General features: G+C 68.6%; 17 protein-coding genes and 1 pseudogene. 6 read left to right on the plus strand and 12 right to left on the minus strand.

Features of this window, described 5'->3' with window-relative positions; genetic code table 11:
• Positions 1-308: 308 nt before the first annotated feature.
• Both G3I17_RS38655 and G3I17_RS38660 read right to left on the minus strand, forming a co-directional pair.
• Positions 309-2,081: a trypsin-like peptidase domain-containing protein gene (locus tag G3I17_RS38655; RefSeq protein WP_239063333.1), complete on the minus strand. Its 1,773-nt coding sequence runs from the start codon at positions 2,079-2,081 to the stop codon at positions 309-311.
• A 121-nt stretch (positions 2,082-2,202) separates the two neighbouring features.
• Entirely contained in the window at positions 2,203-2,760 is a 558-nt protein-coding gene (locus G3I17_RS38660; RefSeq protein ID WP_164604289.1) for a TetR family transcriptional regulator, read from the minus strand.
• 101 nt (positions 2,761-2,861) lie between these two features.
• Between G3I17_RS38660 and G3I17_RS38665 the strand changes: the two genes are divergently transcribed.
• The gene (locus tag G3I17_RS38665) at positions 2,862-3,692 is read left to right on the plus strand and encodes an oxidoreductase (RefSeq protein WP_164604291.1); all 831 of its coding nucleotides are present in this window, start codon (positions 2,862-2,864) and stop codon (positions 3,690-3,692) included.
• On the opposite strand, the gene G3I17_RS38670 is transcribed toward G3I17_RS38665, so the two are convergent.
• Both G3I17_RS38670 and G3I17_RS38675 read right to left on the minus strand, forming a co-directional pair.
• Positions 3,683-4,492 (minus strand): alpha/beta hydrolase, encoded by an 810-nt coding sequence (locus tag G3I17_RS38670; RefSeq protein ID WP_164604294.1) that lies wholly within the window; start codon positions 4,490-4,492, stop codon positions 3,683-3,685. The two genes, G3I17_RS38665 and G3I17_RS38670, sit on opposite strands and share 10 nt — an antisense overlap.
• A 7-nt stretch (positions 4,493-4,499) precedes the next feature.
• Complete coding sequence (locus tag G3I17_RS38675) at positions 4,500-5,915, minus strand: PLP-dependent aminotransferase family protein (RefSeq protein WP_164604296.1); 1,416 nt, start codon at positions 5,913-5,915, stop codon at positions 4,500-4,502.
• Between the two features lie 77 nt (positions 5,916-5,992).
• Here G3I17_RS38675 and G3I17_RS38680 point away from each other — a divergent pair, with 77 nt between their 5' ends.
• Positions 5,993-7,282 (plus strand): FAD-binding oxidoreductase, encoded by a 1,290-nt coding sequence (locus G3I17_RS38680; RefSeq protein ID WP_164604299.1) that lies wholly within the window; start codon positions 5,993-5,995, stop codon positions 7,280-7,282.
• Here the strand turns inward: G3I17_RS38680 and G3I17_RS38685 are convergent.
• Entirely contained in the window at positions 7,263-8,219 is a 957-nt protein-coding gene (locus tag G3I17_RS38685; protein ID WP_164604302.1) for a YafY family protein, read from the minus strand. The genes G3I17_RS38680 and G3I17_RS38685 overlap by 20 nt on opposite strands.
• A 63-nt stretch (positions 8,220-8,282) precedes the next feature.
• Here G3I17_RS38685 and G3I17_RS38690 point away from each other — a divergent pair, with 63 nt between their 5' ends.
• Positions 8,283-9,419 carry an epoxide hydrolase family protein gene (locus G3I17_RS38690; protein WP_164604304.1) on the plus strand — a complete coding sequence of 379 codons (1,137 nt, stop codon included), beginning with the start codon at positions 8,283-8,285 and terminating at the stop codon, positions 9,417-9,419.
• 3 nt (positions 9,420-9,422) lie between these two features.
• Here the strand turns inward: G3I17_RS38690 and G3I17_RS38695 are convergent, their stop codons facing one another.
• From G3I17_RS38695 to G3I17_RS38715, 5 genes and pseudogenes are all read right to left on the minus strand, one after another.
• A complete protein-coding gene (locus G3I17_RS38695) occupies positions 9,423-9,689 on the minus strand; it encodes a hypothetical protein (protein WP_164604306.1) in 267 nt (88 codons plus the stop codon).
• A 56-nt stretch (positions 9,690-9,745) separates the two neighbouring features.
• The gene (locus tag G3I17_RS38700; RefSeq protein ID WP_164604308.1) at positions 9,746-10,153 is read right to left on the minus strand and encodes a nitroreductase family deazaflavin-dependent oxidoreductase; all 408 of its coding nucleotides are present in this window, start codon (positions 10,151-10,153) and stop codon (positions 9,746-9,748) included.
• A gap of 86 nt (positions 10,154-10,239) precedes the next feature.
• Positions 10,240-11,149 (minus strand): annotated as a pseudogene (locus G3I17_RS38705) (ribonuclease Z).
• Between the two features lie 4 nt (positions 11,150-11,153).
• Positions 11,154-13,433, minus strand: a complete 2,280-nt coding sequence (locus tag G3I17_RS38710; RefSeq protein ID WP_164604310.1) for an aminotransferase class III-fold pyridoxal phosphate-dependent enzyme — start codon at positions 13,431-13,433, stop codon at positions 11,154-11,156.
• A 26-nt stretch (positions 13,434-13,459) separates the two neighbouring features.
• Positions 13,460-14,449: a threonine/serine dehydratase gene (locus G3I17_RS38715; protein ID WP_164604311.1), complete on the minus strand. Its 990-nt coding sequence runs from the start codon at positions 14,447-14,449 to the stop codon at positions 13,460-13,462.
• Positions 14,450-14,601: 152 nt separating this feature from the next.
• Between G3I17_RS38715 and G3I17_RS38720 the strand changes: the two genes are divergently transcribed.
• Entirely contained in the window at positions 14,602-15,471 is an 870-nt protein-coding gene (locus G3I17_RS38720; protein WP_164604314.1) for an LLM class flavin-dependent oxidoreductase, read from the plus strand.
• Here the strand turns inward: G3I17_RS38720 and G3I17_RS38725 are convergent.
• Together G3I17_RS38725 and G3I17_RS38730 are read right to left on the minus strand one after the other, a co-directional pair.
• Positions 15,449-17,932, minus strand: a complete 2,484-nt coding sequence (locus G3I17_RS38725; RefSeq protein ID WP_164604317.1) for an aconitate hydratase — start codon at positions 17,930-17,932, stop codon at positions 15,449-15,451. The genes G3I17_RS38720 and G3I17_RS38725 overlap by 23 nt on opposite strands.
• The gene (locus G3I17_RS38730) at positions 17,929-19,017 is read right to left on the minus strand and encodes an isocitrate/isopropylmalate dehydrogenase family protein (RefSeq protein WP_343238561.1); all 1,089 of its coding nucleotides are present in this window, start codon (positions 19,015-19,017) and stop codon (positions 17,929-17,931) included. The genes G3I17_RS38725 and G3I17_RS38730 overlap by 4 nt, the downstream gene beginning before the upstream one ends.
• A gap of 218 nt (positions 19,018-19,235) precedes the next feature.
• Between G3I17_RS38730 and G3I17_RS38735 the strand changes: the two genes are divergently transcribed.
• Together G3I17_RS38735 and G3I17_RS42410 are read left to right on the plus strand one after the other, a co-directional pair.
• Positions 19,236-19,943 (plus strand): GntR family transcriptional regulator, encoded by a 708-nt coding sequence (locus G3I17_RS38735; protein WP_164604324.1) that lies wholly within the window; start codon positions 19,236-19,238, stop codon positions 19,941-19,943.
• Complete coding sequence (locus G3I17_RS42410; RefSeq protein ID WP_164604327.1) at positions 19,933-20,934, plus strand: GDSL-type esterase/lipase family protein; 1,002 nt, start codon at positions 19,933-19,935, stop codon at positions 20,932-20,934. The genes G3I17_RS38735 and G3I17_RS42410 overlap by 11 nt, the downstream gene beginning before the upstream one ends.
• Positions 20,935-21,103 lie beyond the last annotated feature (169 nt).

Consider the following 21,103-nt stretch of genomic DNA (forward strand, 5'->3'; position numbering starts at 1 on the left):
CCCCACCCAAGCAGCCAACACCAACCGCACCACCTACCAAGCCACCATCAGCATCACCATCCACACCCCGCCGCCTTGACACCGCCCCAACCCGCCTAACTAACCGGCCTTGGGGTTGACCCCTCAGCTGGTGGGTTGCCCGCTCGGGTTCCGGCTAGGCAACCCACCGTTTGAGGGGTTAACCCCTCAGACGTCTCGGGGGACGGGTTAACCCCTCAGACGTCTCGGGGACGACGATCGGGCCCGGGCACTCCCGGGAGGGGGAGAGTGCGCGGGCCCGATCGGGCGGTTCGCTGCGCGGGGAGGCGTCAGCGGACCGGGCCGGTGGTGAGCTCGATGGTCTTGGTGTGCTGCTGGCCGGCCGTGTCGGTCCAGGTGACCGAGACCTTGTCGCCCGGGTGGTGCTGGTTGAGCTGGGTCGAGAGGGCGTCGGGCGAGTCGATTGCCTTGCCGTCGAAGCTGGTGATCACGTCGCCGGCTGCGAGACCCGCCTCGGCGGCCTTACCGTTCGCGACCACGTCGTTGATGACCGCACCGGTGCTGCCGTTGGCGTTCGAGAGGACGGAGATGCCGAGCATCGCCGAGCTGCCGATGTGGACGTCCGCGGAGGCCGTGCCGGACTCGATCTGCTCGACGACCTGCATCGCTTCGTTGATCGGTACGGCGTACCCGGTGGTCGTCTGGCCACCGCTCTGCCCCTGCCCGTCCCCTTCACCCTGACTCGGATCGCCCGGCTGACCCTGACCCTGACCAAAGCCGTTGCCGTTGCCGAAGCCCGTCCCGCCACCCGTGCCGTCGCCGTACGCCGTGAGTGCGGCGATCGCAGTACTGGGGGTGCTGCTGTTGTTGACGTTGGGGTTGTAGCCGGTCTGGCCGGAGCTGCCGCTGCCCGGGTTGCTGGTGCCGCCCGCGGTATCGACGCCGATCACCTCGCCGGCCGAGTTGGCCAGCGGTCCGCCGGAGTCGCCCGGCTGGATGTTCGCGTCGGTCTGGATCAGCCCGGTCAGGTTCTCCGGGTTGGCGCCGGACTCGTCGGTCGCGGTGATCGCCTGGTCGAGCGCGGTGACCTTGCCGGCCGCGTAGCTCGGCGTACCACCCTTGCCGCCCGCGTTGCCGATCCCGACCACCTGGTCGCCGACCTGCACCTTGGACGAGTCGCCGATCTTCGCCGTCTCCAGCCCGGAAGCGTCCTTGAGCTTCAGCACCGCGATGTCGTGCGCCGTGTCGTAGCCGACGACGGTGGCCGTGTAGGTCTTGCCGTTGCCCTTGTCGGTGACGCTGATCTCGGTCGCGCCGGCGATCACGTGGTGGTTGGTGAGGATCTCGCCGTCGGACGTCAGCACGATGCCGGTACCGGCGGCCTGAGCACCCTCATACCCGAGCACGGTGTTGACATCGACCAGTCCGGGCGTGACCTTCGCGGCCACCGCGGCCGGAGTCATCACCTGCGACATCGTCGAGCTGTTCGCGTTCGACTGCTGATCGATGCCCCAGGCAACAGATCCGGCCGCGAGCACGGCCGCCAGTCCCAGCGCCCCGATCACCATCGGCAACCGCTTCCGCTTGTGCGGCGGCTGCGCGTGCATCCCCGGCCCCCACTGCGGCCCGTACATCGGCGGCCCATACTGCTGCCCATACTGAGCCGGCCCAACCGGCCCATTCCCATAGGGCGCGTGCCCGTAAGGCCCTTGTCCATAAGGCGCCTGACCCGACTGCGGCTGACCTTGCTGCGGCTGCCCCGACTGCGGTCCCTGCTGCGGCTGCGCCGACTGCGGCCCTTGCTGCGGCTGACCTTGCTGCGGCTGGCCCTGCTGGGCATTGCCGAGATAGGCCGGCCCGTAGTGCGGCTGCCCGTCAGGGACCCAGCCCTGCGGCGGAACTCCCTGCCCTGGCTGGGGATTGCCCTGTCCTGGCTGGGGATTCCCCGAAGGCGGCGCCATCCCCGGCGTCTGCCCCTGCGGTGCCGCCGGCTGCACGCCTTCAGTTGATGCCGACTGCTGGTTGCCCGGCTTCTGCCCGTCCGGGTTCTGCGCGCCCGGCTTCTGCTCGCCCGGCTCCTGCTGTCCTTCGGTGCTGTTCATTCCCGTTGCCTCCTCAGCCCTACCTGCCTGACATCGAGTAGACATCGGCAGTCTGAGAACTCCATCGGCTGAAGCGATGAATCACCTGAGAATCTCAAGTGACCTGGAGCACCCCGATGAATTACCGGTGAAGAAGCAGTTCGACCGCCCTCACAACCGCCTGCCGCCGCTGGGCCCGAGGCGGCTGAGCCGCCTTGTACTCCGGGTTCATCGTCGACCAGCTGGTCGCGATCGACTGGACCAACGACAGCAACGTCACCGGCGTGAAGTCCGGCGACACCTTCCCCGCCGCCTGAGCCTCCTGAAGAGAATCGAGCCGATCAGCATTGACGGCGATCACCGCGTCGAGCTGCGTACTCTGCGGCCGCTCCAACCGGTACCACGTCGCCAGCCGCAGGTGCCCGGGATTCTGCTCGAAGTAGTCGAAGACCCGACCCGCATAGGTCGGCAGATCCGCCGCGTCGAAACCCACCTGCGCCAGATACCTCTCCACGTAAACCGTGAAGGCCGCGTCGAACAACCCATCCTTGTTCCCGAAGTACGCATAGAGCATCGCCTTGTTGCACCCCGCGACCGTCGCGATCCGGTCCACCCGCGCCCCGGCGATCCCGCGCTCGGCGAACTCCTCCATCGCGGCCGCCAGGATCTGCCGCTTCGTCCGCTCCGCGTCTCTCTGCATACTCCCCATCCTAACCAACCAACCGGTCAGTTGCATATCGGCGGCGAGCGAGGTTTGATAGAGGTATCCAACCAGTCAGTTACCTAGACGGAGAGAGAACCATGAGCAAGACCTGGCTCATCACCGGTAGCTCCCGCGGCCTCGGCCGCGAGCTCACCCAGGCGGTCCTCGCGAGCGGCGACCGCGTCGTCGCGACCGCCCGCAAGCCCGAGCAGCTCGCCGACCTCGTCGCCCGGTACGGCGACCAGATCCGCGCGGTAGCCCTCGACGTGACGGACCCCGAAGCGGCCAAGCGCGCGGTCCAGACTGCCATCGACGAGTTCGGCGGCCTCGACGTCGTCGCCAACAACGCCGGCTACGCGAACAGCGCTCCGATAGAGGAGACGCCCGACGACGACTTCCGCGCCCAGCTCGAGACCAACCTGTTCGGCGTCGTGAACGTCACCAAGGCGGCGCTCCCCCACTTCCGTACCCAGCGCGCCGGCCACTTCCTCCAGTTCTCGTCGATCGGCGGCCGGGTCGGTGGTACGCCGGGAATGGGCGCCTACCAGACCGCGAAGTTCGCCGTCGAAGGCTTCTCCGAGGTGCTCAGCAACGAGGTCAAGCCGTTCGGCGTGAAGGTGACGATCGTCGAGCCCGGCGCCTTCCGGACCGACTGGGGCGGCTCGTCGATGGCGATCGCGGCGGTCGGCGCGGACTACGAGCAGACCGTCGGCGAGCTCAACCGCTACCGCGCCAAGGTCGACGGCCAGCAGCCCGGCGACCCTGCCAAGGCGGCCAAGGCCATCGTCGACATCGTGACCGAAGCAGAGCCGCCGCTGCGCCTGCTGCTCGGCAAGGACGCCCTGGAGCACGCCGACCGTGCCTCCCGCTCCCGCGCCGAGGAAGCAGCCCACTGGGCCGACGTCACCACGTCGACCGACTACGAGTGACCAGCGACAAACTCCTCGATCAAGGCGTTCACCTCGTCCGGGCACTCCAGCGCGGCGAGGTGAGCGGCCCCAGGTAGTACGACGAACCGCGAGCCCGGGATCGCATCAGCCATCACCCGGCCCTCCGCGACCGGGAACGTGGCATCCTCCGAGCCCGCCACCACGAGCACCCGCGTCCGGATCCGCCCGAACAACTCCCGCTGATCCGGCCGCCGCAGGACGACGCTGCTCACGGCCCGGCGACCCGAGCTGATCACCACCCGCCGGACCGACTCGTTGACCACGGCAACCACCGACGGCCGCTCGCGGAAGGTGGTCGGCCCGAGGAACGCGTCCAGGACTGGCTTCACCAACGGCCCGCGAATCCCACCCAGCAGCTGGGCCATCCGGGTCAACGCGGCGAACTCGACCTTCTGCCGCCGGCCGGCCGGTGAGGCGGTCGCGTTCATCAGCACCGAGACGCCGACCCGCTCCGGATAGGTCGCGGCGAAGGTCCCACCGATCATCCCGCCCCACGAGTTGCCGATGACGTGGACCCGATCGACGCCCAGCGCGTCGATGATCTGCACGATCACCTGAGCGCACTCGTCGAAGCCGAACCCGCGGGTCAGCAGTTCGGACCCACCATGCCCCGGCGGATCGACCACGATCACCTGATAGCGATCGACGAAGTAGGCAGACTGCGCGGCCCACAGCGTCCCGTCCATCAGCAGGCTCGGCCAGAACAGCATCGCCGGCCCGGATCCACCCACCCGCAAACGGATCCGCCCGAGCACCGTCTCGACATACCGGTCCTCCATCAAAGACCTACTTCCGTACGGCGGCAATGGCTTCCGCGAGCAAGTCGATACCTTCGGCAACGGCCGGTTCGGTCAGGCCGCCATAGCCGAAGACCAGACCCTCAGGACCGGCATTCTGCACCCAATAGGGCCTGAGCCCATAGAGCCCGACCCCGCGTTCGATTGCGGCCTGTGTCACGTCCCGCTCGGTCAGGTCCGGTGGCAGCCAGGTCATCACGTGCAGCCCGGCCGACACCCCGATCGGCCGCAGGTCCGGTACCTTCTCGGCCAGCCGCCCGACCAGGGCGTCGCGCAGCACCCGGTACCGCGGCCGCATCCGGCGCAGATGCCGGTCGAACTCACCTCGCGCGACGAAGTCCGCGAAGGTCAACTGGTCGAGCACCGGCGACCCGCGATCGTCGGCGAGCTTGGCCGCCGCCATCGGTTCGACCAGCCGCTCCGGCAGGATCAGCCAGCCCAGCCGCAACCCCGGCGCGAGCGTCTTGCTCGCGGTCCCCGCGTAGGCCACCCGATCTGGCGCCAGCCCCTGCATTGCCCCGATCGGCTCCCGGTCATACCGGTACTCCGCGTCGTAGTCGTCCTCGATGATCAGCGCATCCCGCCGGGTCGCCCACTCGATCAACGCCGCCCGGGTCGCGGCTGACGTCACCGCCCCGGTCGGGAACTGATGCGCAGCCGTCACCAGTACGACGTCCGCGCCGGAACGCTCGAGCGCCTCCACATCCAGCCCGGCCTCCAGCACCGGTACGCCGACCGCCTCGAGGCCGGCCGCCGCCGCAACGCTCCGAAGCTCGTCATCGGACGGATCCTCGACGGCCAACCGCCGATACCCGGCAGCGGCGAGCACCTGCAGCAGCAATCGGGATCCCTGCGCGAAACCGTTGCAGATCAGCATGTTCCCGGCTTGGGCCGACGTCCCACGGACCCGGTTGAGGTAGTCCGCCAGCGCCTCACGCAACGCCAAAGCGCCCTGACCGTCCAGATAGCCCAGCGTGCGATGCGGCGTCTCGTTCAGCACCTTCCGGATCGAACGCAACCAGGCGGCCCGCGGGAACTGGGTGACGTCGGGACGGCTGTACTTGAAGTCGATCCGAGGCGGTCCAGTCGGCGCAGACCTGATGCCGGCAGGAGGCGACGGCACCTGAGCGGCAGCCGGCGCGACCTGTGTGTAACCACCCTCCCGGCTGACAAGGTAGCCCTCGGCCACCAATTGCTGGTACGCCTCGACCACCACGCCCCGGGACAGCCCGAGGTCCGCTGCGAGCGCCCGGGTCGCCGGCATCACCGTGTCGGCCCGGAGCAATCCTTGCCGGATCCGCTCCCGGATCCCGCTCTCCAGCTGCTGGTGCAGCGGCACGGCACCGTCCCGGCGAAGCTCGACCAGCAGCTCACCGGCACCAGAATTGGTCCTGGATCGGCTCATACAACTGGACCTTATCCGGGTACCGCTTCGCTGTCAGGGTGGTGATACCAGGAAATTTCAGCAGAAGGAGCAGCGCGATGACCGCCACCGATACCCTCACCCTGCTGCGCCCCGGCGACTCCGGCTACGACGAGGCGCGCACGGTCTGGAACGCGATGGTCGACCGGCACCCGGCCGCGATCGCCCGCTGCCGCAGTACGGCGGAAGTCGCCGCCGCCGTCCGGTACGCCCGGGCCAACCACCTCGAGCTCGCCGTGCGCTGCGGCGGGCACAACATCGCCGGCCTAGCCGTTCCCGAAGGCGGCCTGATGATCGACCTCACCCCGATGGGCGAGGTCGCGGTCGACCCAGACGCCAAGACCGCGCGGGTCCAAGGCGGCGCGCTGCTCGGCGAGCTCGACCGGGCCGCCCAGAAGTACGGGCTGGCCACGACCGCGGGCAACGTCTCGCACACCGGCGTCGGCGGGCTCACCCTCGGCGGCGGCATGGGCTGGCTGGCCCGGCAGTTCGGGCTCGCCAGCGACAACGTCCTCTCGTACGAGCTGGTCACCGCCGACGGCGACGTGGTCACGGCCTCCGCGCACGAGAACCCGCAACTGTTCTGGGGTCTGCGCGGTGGTGGCGGCAACTTCGGCATCGTCACCGAGTTCACCTTCCGCCTGCACCAGATCGGCACCCGCGCACTCGTTGCCGACTTCACCTATCCGGCCGCCGAGGCGTTCCCCGTACTGCGGGCCTGGCGCGAGCTGAATGCCTCAGCCCCGCGGCAAGCGACCTTCACCGCGAGCATCAACGCCGACCAGGTGACCGTCGGATTCGTCTGGGTCGGAGCACCCGGCAACCCGGACGCCTTGGTCGAAGCCTTCAGGGCACTCGGCAACGCGACCACAGAGACCGTCGAGGAGCTGTCCTACCTGACGCTGCAGACCCGGGACGACAGCATCCAGGGTCACCGCTATCGCCGGTACTGGAAGGGCCACTACTTCAAAACCCTTCCTGACAACGCGATCCGCGCCCTGCTGCGCAACCCCGGCGTCGGCGCGAGCCTGCAGGCCTACGGCGGCGCGATCTCCGAAGTACCAGATGAGGATGCGGCGTTCAGCCACCGGGACACGCTGTTCGAGTTCGTCACCGCCACGCGCTGGGAGGACCCGGCCGACGACGAGGAACGCATCGCCACCATCCGCGCGTACGCCGCGACGCTCGACCAGTACGCCGGTGGCGCCTACCTCAACACCCTGAACGGCGAGACCGTCAGCCGCGCCTTCCCACCCGCCAAGCTGGCCCGCCTGACCACGCTGAAAACGATCTGGGACCAGGCGAACGTCTTCCACCTGAACCAGAACATCAAGCCGGCGGGACACTAGCCGTTCCTGCTGCCGCCAGGCGGGCGGCGAGCACCCGTGAGCGCTCGATCAGCTCCGGCGGATCCTGGATGGTGAAGTCGTAGCCGAGCGACCCCGTGTGCATCAGCAGATCGTCCAGCGAGTTCGCCCCGACGCTCAGCAGGCAACTCGTGGCGTCGATCGACTCCACGGTCCCGACCGTGCTCGGGATCCGGTCGGCGATCTGCTCGGCCGGCGCCTCGACGACGAATCGCGCCTGGTGCCGATAGCCACCCGACGCGACCCCATGCATCGTCTGGTTCAGCTCGGGCGCCTCCCGCGGCGTGAAACGAGGGCCGGCGGGGATGCGGGGCTCCAGGCGGTCGAGGCGGAAGGTTCGCCAGTCGTCGCGGTCCAGGTCCCAAGCGACCAGGTACCACCTTCGCCCGGTGTGGACGAGGCGATGCGGTTCCGTAGTACGGACTGTGGAGGTGCCGTCGTGGCTGCGGTAGTCGAAGCGGAGTCGTTGGTGATCCCGGCAGGCCGCCGCGACCGTCATCACGACCTCGGGTGACACCGAGGCGCCGACAGCCGGCGCGACCGCGACGTCCTGCAACAGCCTCACCCGGTAGCGCAGCCGGGACGGCAGGACCTGTTCGAGCTTGGTGAGCGCCCGGACCGACGACTCCTCGATCCCCGCCACGCTCCCGCTCGCGGCCGCGCGCAGCCCGATGGCGACGGCGACCGCCTCCTCGTCGTCGAGCAACAGCGGCGGCAGCGCGGCTCCAGCGCCCAGCCGGTAGCCGGCGACTCCTGGCACGGCGTCGACCGGGTAGCCGAGGTTGCGGAGCTTGTCGACGTCGCGGCGGACGGTCCGTACGCCGATGCCGAGCTCCTCGGCCAGCGCCGTACCGCTCCAGTCGCGCGGGGACTGCAGCAGGGAGAGCAGCTTGAGGAGCCGCGCCGAGGTTTCCAACATGTCCTGCAGTCTGCCATCCAGCTAGGACAGAAGCTGTCCTAACACCGTGACAGGGTCGGAGACATGAAGCCCTTCACGATCGACATTCCGCAGAGCCAGCTCGACGACCTCAAGTACCGGCTCGACCACAGCCGGCTGCCCGCCGCCCTGCCGGGCGACGACTGGGACACCGGCGTACCGGTCGGCTGGCTGAGCGAGCTGGTCGAGTACTGGCGGACCGAGTACGACTGGCGCGCGGCGGAGAAGCTGCTGAACAGCTTCCCGCAGTACACGACCGAGATCGACGGTCAGCAGATCCACTTCCTGCACGTGAAGTCGCCCAACCCCGACGCGCTCCCGCTGGTCCTGACGCACGGCTGGCCGGGGTCGGTCGCGGAGTTCCTGGACCTCATCGGCCCGCTGACCGATCCCGCCGCACACGGTGGCGACGCGGCCGATGCCTTTCACGTCGTGATCCCGTCGCTGCCCGGCTTCGCGTTCTCGGGTCCGGTCAGCGAGAGCGGCTGGACCAGAGCCCGGATCGGCCAGACCTGGGCCAAGCTGATGAAGGAGCTCGGCTACGACCGGTACGGCGTACAGGGCGGCGACATCGGTGGAGCCGTCTCGCCGGAGGTGGCCCGGTCGGCGCCCGAGCACGTCGTCGGCGTGCACACGAACGGCGGGCCCAGCCTGCCGCCGATGCAGATGTCGGACGAGGAGATCGCCGCACTGACTCCCCTGGAGCAGGACCGGGTGGCGCGGATCCAGGGGTTCATGCGGGAGGAGTTCGGCTACATCTCGATCCAGTCGACCCGGCCGCAGACGATCGGGTACGGCCTGGTCGACTCACCGGTCGGGCAGCTCGCCTGGATCATGGACAAGTTCCGCGAGTGGACCCACCCGCGGGCGACGCTGCCCGACGCGATCATCGACCGGGACCGGCTGCTCACCAACGTGATGCTCTACTGGCTGACCGGTACGGCGAGCTCGGCGGCGTACGTCGGCTACGCGATGAACTCGTGGGGTGAGAAGCCCGCGAACTCGGGCGTCCCGACGGGCGTGATCGCGTTCGCGCACGACGTCTGCATCCGCAAGTACTGCGAAGAGGCGAACACCATCACCCGCTGGACCGACGTGGACCGCGGCGGGCACTTCGCGGCGCTGGAAGAGCCGGAACTGCTGACCACCGACATCCGCGAGTTCTTCCGCACCCTGCGCTGAAGTTCAGCCGGGCACTACAAGATTGATGCCGAGGGCACGCAAAATGTACGTGCCCTCGGCAACCTGTTGCCTGGCTCTCTTGTGATCACCGAGCGCCCGGGCGGCCAGACCGAGCGCGAGATGGCTGTAGCCCTGGGACATCCAGTCGCCCTGCCGGACCGCCGAGGCAAGCGCGAGCTTCTCGGTGGCGATCACAGCCGGCCAGTCGAGGGCCGCCGGATCGACCGAGTCGTTGCCGTCGACGACAACTTCCAGAACACTCAGTGACACAGCTGCATCTTAGAGTGATCGCATCCCGGTCAGATCACAGCCAGCGCCCAAAAATGCTACTGGCGTTCGAGGATGACGATCGGGATGATCCGGTCGGTCTTCTTCGTGTACTCGTTGTAGTCCGGCCAGACCTCGGCCATCTTCGGCCAGATCGCGGCGCGCTCCTCGGCGGAGGCGATCCGGGCCTTGGCGGCGAACTTGTCGGCCTTGATCTGGACCTTCACATTCGGGTCGGCCTCGAGGTTGAAGTGCCAGTCCGGGTTCTTCGGCGCACCGCCGTAGGAGGACACGATCGCGTAGCCGCCGTCGACCTCGCGGAAGATCAGCGCGTTCTTGCGCTCCTCACCCGACTTGCGGCCGACCGTGGTCAGGACGAGGATGTGCGCGCCGTGGTCGCCCCAGTCGAAGCCCTCGGCACCGTCGGTCTCCTCGTAGCGCTTGATGTGTTCTGCTCCGTACAGCATGCGATCTCCTTGCTCACGCGGGTAATAGGACCTAGAACCATATTCCAGCACGCGTTGTTCCCCGTACCCAACCGAGGGTGACCTATTCAGCGGCGCGCCGGTACCGGCGTACGGGCCAGGTCCGTGGCGACGACGACCTCGCCGGAGAACTCCTCGGCCGCTTCCTCGTGGAAGCGCGCGAGGTCGGTGTAGCGCTGGGAGAAGTGGGTGAGCACCAGCTTGCGCACCCCGCACTCCTGGGCGACCCGGGCCGCCTGCCGAGCGGTCAGGTGGCCGAAGTTCCTGGCCAGCTCGGCCTCCGAGGACAGGTACGTCGACTCGATCACCAGCAGGTCGGCCTGGTCGGCGAGCCTGAAGACGCCGTCGCACAGCCGGGTGTCCATCACGAACGCGAACCGCTGCCCCGGCCGAGGCTCGCTCACCTGTTCGATGGTGACCGTGCGCCCGTCGACGACCAGTGACCCGGCCTGTTGCAGCCGACCGACGGCCGGCCCGCTGACGCCGTACCGGGCGAGCTCCTCGGGGAGCATCCGTCGCCCGTCGGGCTCGATCAACTGGTAGCCGAAGGACTCCACCGGGTGCTCCAGCCGCCGGGCCCAGAGCTGGCCGAACGTCCCGACCGAGAGCAGCCCGTCCTCCTCGATCGGCTCCTCCCGAAGCTCAGCCCGCTCGAAGAACGAAGCGGCGTACCGGAGCCTGGTGAAGTATTCCTGCCCCGACTCCGGATAGTGCGCGTGCACCGGATGCTGCACGTTGTCGAGCGACAGCCGCTGGATCACACCCGGTACGCCGAGGCAGTGGTCGCCGTGGAAATGCGTGACGCAGAGCCGGGTGATCGCGGTCGCCGGGACACCGGCGTACAGCATCTGCCGTTGGGTGCCTTCGCTGGGACTCGAAGAGGAAACCCTCCGAGTCCCAGCGCAGGAAGTAGCCGTTCTGGTTGCGTTCCCGCGACGCCACCTGACTACTGGTGCCCAGCACAACCAGTTCTCGCACAGGGTCAGGCTAGTGCAGTTCGTTCGAAGGCCTCCAGGAAATAAGCGAGGTGCTCGGGCTCCCAGATCAGGGGTGGGCGGATCTTCAGCACTTCGCCGCCCGGTCCGGTCGTGCCGACCAGTACGCCGTTCTCGCGCAGACGCTCGGCCACGACGGGCGCAGTACCGGGGCGGGCGGACAGGTCGACGCCGACCATCAGGCCTTGCCCACGGACCTCGACGTCAGCCGGGACCAGGTCTGTGAGGCCGGCCTTCAACTGAGCGCCGATCGCACCGGAGCGCTCGACCAGGCCGGTCTGCTCGATCACGTCGAGCACGGTCAGCGCCGCGACACACGAGACCGGGTTGCCGGCGAACGTGCTGAAGAACTCGTCGACCTCCGCGAACCGCTCGGCGATCTCGCGCCGGGTGATCAGCGCGGCGATCGGATGCCCGTTGCCCATCGGCTTGCCGAGCGTGACGAAGTCCGGCGTGAGCCCGAAGTCGCTGAACCGCCACAGGTTCCGCCCACCGCGCCCGAAGCCCGCCTGGACCTCGTCGGCGAGGAACAGGCCACCTTCGGCGCGCGCCTCGTCCCGGATCCCGCACATGAAGTCGTCTGACGGTGTGAGGATGCCCGCGCTGCTGAAGACACTGTCGACCGCGAGCAGCGCGAGGTCGTGCCCGTTGGCCCGCAGCTCGGCGGCGGCCGTCCTGACTTCGTAGACGGCGGTCTGGCGGCTGTCCGTTCCCCTTGGCGCCTCGAAGACCGCGACATGCGCCGGTCTGGCGTCGGCCGGGTAGGTGTTCGTCGACCAATCAGCGGTCGCCTCGCTCACCCCGTGGTACGCGAGGTCGGCGACGACGGCACCTGACCTCGCGGTGAAGACCTTCGCCATCCGCCAGGCCAGGTCGTTGGCCTCGCTGCCGGAGTTGACGAAAACACAGGTGTCCAGGCCGTCGGGCATCGACGCGGTCAGCCGCTCGGCGAGCTCGATCGCGTTCGGATGGAGGTAACGCGAGTTGAGGTTCAGCACCGCGGCCTGCCGCGAGATCGCTTGTACTACGGCCGGATGCGCGTGCCCGACCACCGGAACGTTGTTGTAGGCATCGAGATAGCGGCGTCCGTCAGCCGTGTGCACCCATGGCCCCGTGGCCCGGACCACCTGCAACGGTTCGCGATAGAACAACGGCGACAACTTCCCACCCAATGCCGTACTCCGTCGCTGCGCGAGCGTCGCGTCAGGTTCTTGCGCAGAGCTGACGCGAGAGGTCCCGCACAACCGATGGAAGCGGGCGGCCAGGTCTTCGGGTGCCGACGCCGACCACAGGTCGAGGACCTGCCAGCTGCCCGCGACCAGGCTGGTGAGGTACTCCTCGTTGTCCGGGTAGAGCGGCGCGCGCCAGGCCGACATGAGCACGCTTGCCGCACAGCGAGCCAGCACGAGCTCACCGATCAGCTCGACCTCTTCGGGCTCCAGCGGTAGTACACGTTGGTAGCCGTCGAGGAACCGGCCGGCGGCCTGCCACGGGTCGTCGGACTCGCGCAGCAACGAGGCCAGGCTGATCGCGAGATCGGCGACGCGCGCGGTGTGGTGCATGTCGCCGAAGTCGATCACCCCCGAGATCCCGTCGGCGTCGAGCAGGACGTTGCTCAAGGTGATGTCGCCGTGCAGCACGAAAGCCGGCAGCCTTTTGGTCGCGTCCGGCAGGCCCTCGAAGCGGTCCAGCAACCTCTCCAGCGGCTCCCTTCGGGCTGGATCAGGGACGGCCTGCGCAAACTGCCTGAGCGTCGTGACGAGCCGGGGATCCCAATCCAGGTGGCGATCCGCGGCGGGATGGGTGAACCCCTGCATCGCGCGCGTCAGCCGAGCGGACACCGCACCGAACTCCCCCGCGAACCACTCCGGCAACACCGCCAGATCACCGACGGCGCCGGGCATCACCGTCATCACCCGGACCTGATGCCTGCGCCCGTCGGCCGCCGTCAGTATCAGCACCGACGAACCGTCCAGCGCCTCGACGATCCGCGGGATGGGCAGCTCCGGATCGACGGCCGCGACGTGCCGCATCGCCGCGCTCTCCATCTCGATCTGCGCCGGATCGTCGCCCGAGTTCGACACCTTCACGATCAGCCGCCGGCCATCGGCGGCGGTGGCGAGGAAGTTCAGGTCGCGCTCGCTGCGCAACGCCTCCAGCTCGGCAGTCACCCCGTACTGCGCGCGCAGGAACCCCGTCACTTTCGACGGCTCCAGTGCCGGTGGCTCTTCGATCAGGCTGGACGTCTGCCCCACGGACTTCTCCACAAACATCTCCTCCGGCGTGACGGCGTTCAGATGGCCAGCGCATCGACCAAGGTGCTCGACGAGATGTTGCCGCCGCACGACACCACCGCGACCCGCTTCCCGGCCAGCTCGGTACGCCGGGCGCGCGCCGCGGCGAACGCCATCGCGGCCGAGCCTTCGATCAGTTGGTGCTCGGTGTCGATCACCATCCGCAGGGCCTGCCTGATCGCATCCTCGCTGACCAGGACCCAATCGTCGACCAGTTGCCGGCACAGGCCGAACGTGATGCTGCCGGGTTCGACGCTGCCCGCAGTACCGTCCGAGAGCGTTTCTCCACCGTCGACCGCGATGATCCGGCCCGCCGCGACCGACGCCGCCATCGCCGCATCCCGCTCGGGCGAAGCGCCGTACACCTTGATATCCGGCAGGTGCTTCTTGAGGACCGCAGCGACGCCACTGACCAGGCCGCCACCGCCGACCGCGACGACCACCGCGTCGAGCTTCTCGCCGGCCAGCTGTTCGAGGATCTCCACGCCGGCCGTGCCCTGACCGGCGATGATGTCCGGGTCGTTGTAGGGCGAGACGTAGGTGAGGCCGTGCTCGGCGGCGTACGCTCGCGCCTTCGGCTCGAGTACGCCGGAGTCGGTGCCCTCGGCGCGGATCTCCAGGCCGAACCGGCGCAGGGCGGCGACCTTGCTGGGTGAGGCGTTCTCCGGTAGGTAGACGATGCCGCGACCACCGAGGGTCGTCAACGCGTTGCCGACGCCGAGGCCGTGATTGCCCGTCGACGCCGTCACCACACCGCGCTCGCGCTGCTCGTCGGTCAGGGTCAGGATCTTCGCCATCGAGCCGCGCGCCTTGAACGAGCCGGTGCGCTGCAGGTGCTCACACTTCACCAGCACCTCCACGCCCAGCTCGTCACTGAACGCGCCGTACCGCTGGAGCGGCGTCAGGGGCAGGTGCTGCCGCAGCTTCGGCGCGACCCGCTCCGACCTGGCCGCGATCTCCGCGGGTCCGTCGGCGAGCTCTTCGGTCATCCGGATCTCCTCTCAGACTTCTTCGGTGTGCTCGGCTGTGTCGTATCCGGGTCGGCAGGCGCTCACCGGTCGCCAGTATCGTCCAGAGCCCGGTTCAGAGCCCGGTTCAGGGCTCGGGCGGAACTGTCGGTGGGGTCCGCGATGATGAGGCGATGACAGGATTCGTGCGACTCGGACTCGTGTTTCCCCCGGCGTTGCCGCCGGAGTCGATCAGGTCGGTCGCGGCGTCGGCGGAGGCCGCCGGGCTGGACGACTTCTGGGTGTCGGAGGACTGCTTCAAGGAGAGCGCCGTCGCGAGCGCGGTGGTCGCGCTGGCTGCCACCGAGCGGGTGCGGGTGGGGATCGGGCTGCTGCCGGTGCCGCTGCGATCCGTGGCTCAGGCGGCGATGGAGTTCGCGACCATCGATCGACTGTTCCCCGGGCGATTCGCGGGTGGCATCGGGCACGGCGTACAGGCGTGGATGGGGCAGGCCGGCGTACGGGCCGAGGCGCCGCTCACCTTGTTGCGTGAGTTCGCGACTGCCCTGCGACGGCTGCTGGACGGTGAAGAGGTCTCGGTCTCCGGGCGGTATGTCGTTCTGGACGAGGTCGCGCTCGCCTACCCACCGCTGGAGCCGGCGCCATTGCTGATCGGCGCCGCCGGGCCACGATCGCTCGCCGCCGCGGGCGAGCTCGGCACGGGCACCTTGCTCTCGCTCGGCCTCGACGTCGCCGCAGTGCGGGAGTCGACGGCAGCCACTTTGGCGACGGCCGATCCCGGGCATGAGGTGATGGCGAGTCTGATCGTTGCGACGGGGCCGAACGCCCGCGCCCGGGTCGACTCGGACTTGGGGAGCTACGGCATCCCCGGTGGACCGGACGTCGGCGCGGCCGGCGACGCTCGCGCCATCGCTGACCGGATGCTCGAGCTGGCAGCTGCCGGAGTGACCGGCATCAACGTCCAGCCATGCGCCGACGAACCGAATGTCCGTGCCTTCGCGCGCTTCCTCGGCTCGGAGGTCAGACCGCTGCTGCATGGCTGATCACTCCCCCGCCGAGTCGAGCTAGGACGTAGGGCAGGACGCCGCCGGCGCGGTAGTACTCGTGCTCGCGCGGGGTGTCGAGCCGGATGCGCAGCCGGTATGACCTGCCGGCTGAGGTCGCGGTCGCGTAGCCCTCTCCTTGGCCGTCGTCGGTCAGTGTGATGTCGATCGGGTGCTCGCCGGTGAGGTCGTCGCCTTCGCCGGGGAGAAACTCGAGCGGGAGGATGCCCAGGCCGACGAGGTTCGATCGGTGGATGCGCTCGAAGGATTGGGCCAGTACTGCGCGGACGCCGAGCAAGGCGGGTCCTTTGGCGGCCCAGTCGCGGGACGAGCCGGTGCCGTAGTTCTGGCCGGCGACAACCACCACCGGGACGTTCTCGTTCCGGTAGGCCATCGCGGCCTCGAAGATCGTCAGCAGCTCGCCGTCCTTGCGGGTGACACCGCCTTCGATGCCCCCGGCCAGCGAATTGCGTAGCCGAAGGTTGCCGAAGGCCCCTCGCATCATCACCAGATGGTTGCCTCGCCGTGACGCATAGGTGTTCAGCTCATTGACGCCCAGTTCCCGGAGATAGCGGCCGGCGACGCTGTCCGGCGGGATCGCCCCGGCCGGCGAGAGATGATCCGTCGTGACCGAGTCTCCCAATCGGACCAGCACCCGGGCGCCTTCGAGATCGCCGGGGGTCGCGGGCAGGTCGAAGTACGGAGGTCGTCTGAGGTAGGTGGACTCCTCGTCCCAGGCGAAGGTCTCCGCCCTAGCGGCCTCGGCGAGGCCCTGCCAGCGCTCGTCCCCCTCGAAGATCCCGTCGTACGCCTCGGCGAACATCTCCGGTCGCAGAGCCTCGCGGATGACGGCGTCGATCTCGCTCGGCCGGGGCCAGATGTCCTTCAAATAAACGGGTTTGGCGTTGGTGCCGAGCCCGAGCGGCTCGGTGATCAGGTCGACGTCCATCCGGCCGGTCAACGCGTACGCGATCACGAGCGGCGGCGACGCCAGATAGTTGGCGCGGACATCGGGCTGGATCCGCCCCTCGAAGTTCCGGTTGCCGGACAGCACCGCTGCCACCGACAAACCCTTCTCCCGAACTGTTTTCGCGACGTCGTCGATCAGCGCACCGGAAGCCCCGATACACGTCATGCACCCGAACCCGGCCAGATGAAACCCGAGCTTCTCGAGGTACGGCGTCAGCCCTGCCTCCCCGAGGTACCTCATCACGACCCGCGACCCCGGCGACAAGGTCGTCTTCACCCATGGCCGGCTCACCAACCCACGCTCCACAGCAGCCTTCGCAAGCAACCCGGCCGCCACCATCACCGCCGGGTTGGAGGTGTTGGTACAGGAGGTGATGGCCGCCACCACGACAGCCCCGTCCGACAGCCCGGCGCCGGTAGTACCGACAGATTGCTTGACCTCGGCCAGGTTGATTCGCTGATCCGGACGGCTGGGGCCGGCGATCGACGGAACGACGGTTGCCAGGTCGAAGGTGAGGTCTTCGTCGTACCGGAGGGTTGCTGTGGGGTCGTGCCAGAGGCCTTGGGTTTTGGCGTAGGTCTCCACCAGTCGGACCTGGGCGGTCGGGCGGCCGGTGAAGGTCAGGTAGGTAAGGGTTTGGTCGTCGATCGGGAACCAGGCGGCGGTCGAGCCGAATTCGGGGCTCATGTTGGCGATGGTGGCTCGATCGGCGACGGGGAGGTCCGTCAGGCCGGGGCCGTGGAACTCGACCAGTTTGCCGACCACGCCGTGGCAGCGGAGGCGTTCGGTGAGGGTCAGAACCAGGTCGGTGGCGGTGGCGCCGGCCGGGAGGGAGCCGGTCAGGCGGACGCCGGCCACGGGCGGGATCATCATCGAGATCGACTGGCCGAGCATCGCCGCCTCGGCCTCGATGCCGCCGATCCCCCAGCCCAGGACGCCGAGTCCGTTGACCATCGTGGTGTGCGAATCCGTGCCCAGGCAGAGATCCGGGAACACCACACCGTCGCGCTCCTCGACCACCCGGGCGAGATACTCCAGGTTGACCTGGTGCATGATGCCCGATCCCGGCGGCACCACCTTCAACCCCTTGAACGACTGCTGTCCCCAGCGCAGGAACCTGTACCGCTCGGAGTTGCGCCGATACTCCAGCTCCACGTTCCGCTGCAACGCGTCCGGCCGCCCGAAGACGTCCGCGATCACCGAATGGTCGATCACCAACTCCGCGGGCACCACCGGATCGACCGTCGACGGATCGCCACCGGCCTCGATCACGGCATCCCGCATCGCCGCCAGATCAGCCAGCACCGGTACGCCGTTGGTGTCGTGCAGGAACACCCGCGACGGATGCACCTCGATCTCACCCGTTGCCCCCGGCACCCAGTTCCTCAACTCCTCGGTGCGGGTCCCGTGCCGCAGACCGTTCTCGAGCAGGATCCGCAAGGTCCGGGGCAGGTGCGCGGGAGCAACTCCGGCCAGTGGGTAGAGGTTCATGCTGTCTCGATCGCGGCCACGACGGCGGCGGTAAAGGCCTTGGTACTGGCTGTGCCACCGAGGTCCGAGGTGCTGATGCCGGCGCGGACTGTGGCCGTCAGGGCGGTCTCGATCAGCGTGGCGGCACGACGGGTGGCGGCGTCGGCGCGCTGGGTGCCGAGCCAGTCCAGGAGCATGGCGCCGGAGGAGATCATCGCGATCGGGTTGGCCAGGCCGCGGCCGGCGATATCGGGGGCCGAGCCATGGGCGGCCTGGGCCATCGCGCGGGTGTGGGAGGCGTTGATCGACGGGGCGATCCCGAGTGAGCCGGCCAGTTCGCCGGCCAGGTCGGACAGGATGTCGCCGAACATGTTCTCGGTGACGATCACGTCGAACGCGGCGGCCCGGCGTACCAGGTGGACCGTCATCGCATCGATGTGGAAGTCGTCCAGCTCGACGTCGGGGTAGTCCGCGCCGATCTCGCGGCAGATGTCGAGGAAGAAGCCGGTCGTCATCCGCAGCACGTTCGCCTTGTGCACGACCGTGACGTGCCGGCGCCGCCGCCTGGCCAGCTCGAACGCCTGCCACGCGATCCGCTCGATCGCGGGCCGGGTGAAGATGCCCATCGCGATCGCCACGTCCGGCGTCGGCATGAACTCGCCGGTGCCGCGATAGGTACTGCGATCCGCGTAGAACCCCTCGGTGTTCTCCCGCACGATCAGCAGGTCGATCCCGGGCAGCAGTGCTTTGGTGCCCTCGAACGCCTTCGCCGGCCGCAGGTTGGCGAACAGGTCGAAGTGCTTGCGCAGGAACCCGCTCGGGTTCAGCTGCAGCCGATGCTCCTCCGGGTACGCCGCGCTGTCGTGCGGGCCGAGCAGCCAGCCGTCCGACTCCTCGAGCGCCTCGAGCGTCTCGGCCGGCAGCGCGCTGCCGTGGCTCTCGATCCCGGCGGCGCCGACCGGCAGCGGTACCCACTCGATCGGCTTCGCGCCGGCGGCCGCTACGGCCGCGTCCATCACCTCGACGGCCGCGGGCACGATCTCCGGCCCGATGCCGTCTCCGGGCAGGACGCCGAGGCGGTAGGTCTGCGGGTCTTCGGTCGGCACGGGAGTCCTCTCATCGGTGATGCGGCTACTGTCCTTCGTTATAACCTGCTCCGTCAAGTGATTGCCCTGGATCATTTTTCGCCTTCATTCGGGGAGATCTGGGTTACTCGTGCGTTATAACCTCTTTGCGTCATGATTGAAGGACTGTCTACCGGCGGCAACCGATCACCGGAGAGCTGCGGTAGGTTATAGCCTCGCCGCCCGCGGGAGGAGGATCGATGGACGACCGGAACGGCAGTCAGCTGACCAAGGCCGAGCTCGCCTACGGCCTGGTTCGCGAACGGATCCTGCGTGGCGACCTGGCCCCCGGATGCGTCATCCAGCAGGGACAGCTCGCCCGCGACCTCGGCATCAGTACTACGCCCTTGCGCGAAGCCCTCCGCCGCCTGATGAGCGACGGCCTGGTCGAGCTGGACGCTCACCGCGACGCCCGGGTGAGCACGCTGACCGCCGAGGAGGCGCGCGATCTCGTCGAGCTGCGACGGTCACTCGACCCGCTCGCGGCCGGGCTCGCAGCGGAACGGCGTACCCGCGCGGATCTCGAGGCGATCCGGGCGGCCGCTGCCGTGCTGACTCCGCTGCGCGGTGCCCCGAAGGCCGAGGAGCTGGGGACGCACCGCCGGTTCCACCACGCGATCTACTCGGCATCCCAGAACGAGCTGCTCACCCAGACCCTCGACGGCCTGTGGGACAAGGCGGATCGGTACCGCCGGCTCGCCCTCGAAGCCGACCGGACCAAGGCCGACCTCGACCGCACCCACGCCGAGCATCTGGCCCTGGTCGACGCGATCGCCGCCGGCGACGCCGAAACCGCCGCAGCGGTGATGCGCGACCACGTCAACGCCAGCCTCGGCGCGAAGGCGGCAAGCCGGCTCGGGACCAGTACACGGGCGGCAGTGGAAGGGGTGGTGCGCAGTGGGAAGTGATCCGCTCTGGACCGGCTACCGGCATCGAGTCGTCGACGCCGACGGCTGGCTGACGTTCTGGCGACTTGATCCGCGCGAGCAACCCTTCGAACTCCACGACTGGCTCGGCCGACCGGAGCGCCCAGGCCATCGCCTGTGGTCCCGCGCCGCAACCCCCGCCGGAGTACGGGCCGGCTGGCGTACGACGGCGTCCTCGGTCACCCTGGAGATCCGCGCAGCCCTGGACATCTACTCAGAGATAGCCCCCGTCGACTTCCTCGTGAACGGCGAGCTCCATCGGCGGCATCCGGTCGAGGTCGGTGAGCAGACACTCACCGTCGACCTGCCCGCCGGGCCGGTTGAGTTGGAGATCTGGTTGCCACAAGGGGGTGCGATCGAAGTACGGGAGGTGGTGTTCCACGGGGAGGCTCAGGCGTTGCCTCCGAGCGGGCCTCGGTGGATCACCTACGGCAGCTCGATCACCCAGTGCACCGGGGCGTACGGACCTTCCGAGACCTGGCCGGCGCTGGTGGCGCGGCGGCATGGGTGGGATCTGGTCGCCCTCGGGTTCGCCGGTGAATGCCATCTCGACCCGATCGCCGCGCGGACCATCCGGGACACCCCCGCACGCCTGATCTCGCTGTGCCTGGGCACCAACATCTACGGCGGCGAAACCTTCGGCGGCCGAACCCTTCCCGGGCAGGTCGAGGCCTTCATCTCGACCGTCCGCGACGGTCACCCGCACACCCCGATCGTCGTGATCACCCCACTGCCCGCCCCGAGCCTCGAAGGCAAACCGAACGCCCTCGGCCTCACCCTCGACGACATCCGCGCCTGCGTAGAACTAGGCGCCCGCACCCTCCGCGACCCCGACCTCACCTTGATCGACGGCCGCACAATCCTCAGCACCGAAGAAGCCCAGGCCCTGTACGCCGACGACCTCCACCCCAACCCCGACGGCTACCGCCTGATAGCCGACCGCCTGGCCCCGCTGCTGACCCTCCCGCTCTAGCCACTCATCCACAGTCTCGTCCTTCCTGTGGACAACCTGGCCAGTTCCTGCTGTTCGTCGATCCCTTGTAAATAAGGAGTTCTCGGCTTTGAAAACTGTCGGTGGGGTCGTCTATCGTTTCGGGTATGGAGATCTCGCAGCTACGACTGCCGTGCCTGCAAAGTGACAG

This window comes from Streptomyces sp. SID13031 (genome assembly GCF_010548305.1).
GTDB lineage: Bacteria > Actinomycetota > Actinomycetes > Propionibacteriales > Kribbellaceae > Kribbella.

Excerpts from the sequence above, each read along its gene's own strand:
- G3I17_RS38655 (WP_239063333.1), bottom strand. The coding sequence starts at position 2,081 with ATGAACAGCACCGAAGGACAGCAGGAGCCGGGCGAGCAGAAGCCGGGC.
- G3I17_RS38660 (WP_164604289.1), bottom strand. The coding sequence starts at position 2,760 with ATGCAGAGAGACGCGGAGCGGACGAAGCGGCAGATCCTGGCGGCCGCG.
- G3I17_RS38665 (WP_164604291.1), top strand. The coding sequence starts at position 2,862 with ATGAGCAAGACCTGGCTCATCACCGGTAGCTCCCGCGGCCTCGGCCGC.
- G3I17_RS38670 (WP_164604294.1), bottom strand. The coding sequence starts at position 4,492 with ATGGAGGACCGGTATGTCGAGACGGTGCTCGGGCGGATCCGTTTGCGG.
- G3I17_RS38675 (WP_164604296.1), bottom strand. The coding sequence starts at position 5,915 with ATGAGCCGATCCAGGACCAATTCTGGTGCCGGTGAGCTGCTGGTCGAG.
- G3I17_RS38680 (WP_164604299.1), top strand. The coding sequence starts at position 5,993 with ATGACCGCCACCGATACCCTCACCCTGCTGCGCCCCGGCGACTCCGGC.
- G3I17_RS38685 (WP_164604302.1), bottom strand. The coding sequence starts at position 8,219 with ATGTTGGAAACCTCGGCGCGGCTCCTCAAGCTGCTCTCCCTGCTGCAG.
- G3I17_RS38690 (WP_164604304.1), top strand. The coding sequence starts at position 8,283 with ATGAAGCCCTTCACGATCGACATTCCGCAGAGCCAGCTCGACGACCTC.
- G3I17_RS38700 (WP_164604308.1), bottom strand. The coding sequence starts at position 10,153 with ATGCTGTACGGAGCAGAACACATCAAGCGCTACGAGGAGACCGACGGT.
- G3I17_RS38715 (WP_164604311.1), bottom strand. The coding sequence starts at position 14,449 with ATGACCGAAGAGCTCGCCGACGGACCCGCGGAGATCGCGGCCAGGTCG.
- G3I17_RS38720 (WP_164604314.1), top strand. The coding sequence starts at position 14,602 with ATGACAGGATTCGTGCGACTCGGACTCGTGTTTCCCCCGGCGTTGCCG.
- G3I17_RS38725 (WP_164604317.1), bottom strand. The coding sequence starts at position 17,932 with ATGAACCTCTACCCACTGGCCGGAGTTGCTCCCGCGCACCTGCCCCGG.
- G3I17_RS38735 (WP_164604324.1), top strand. The coding sequence starts at position 19,236 with ATGGACGACCGGAACGGCAGTCAGCTGACCAAGGCCGAGCTCGCCTAC.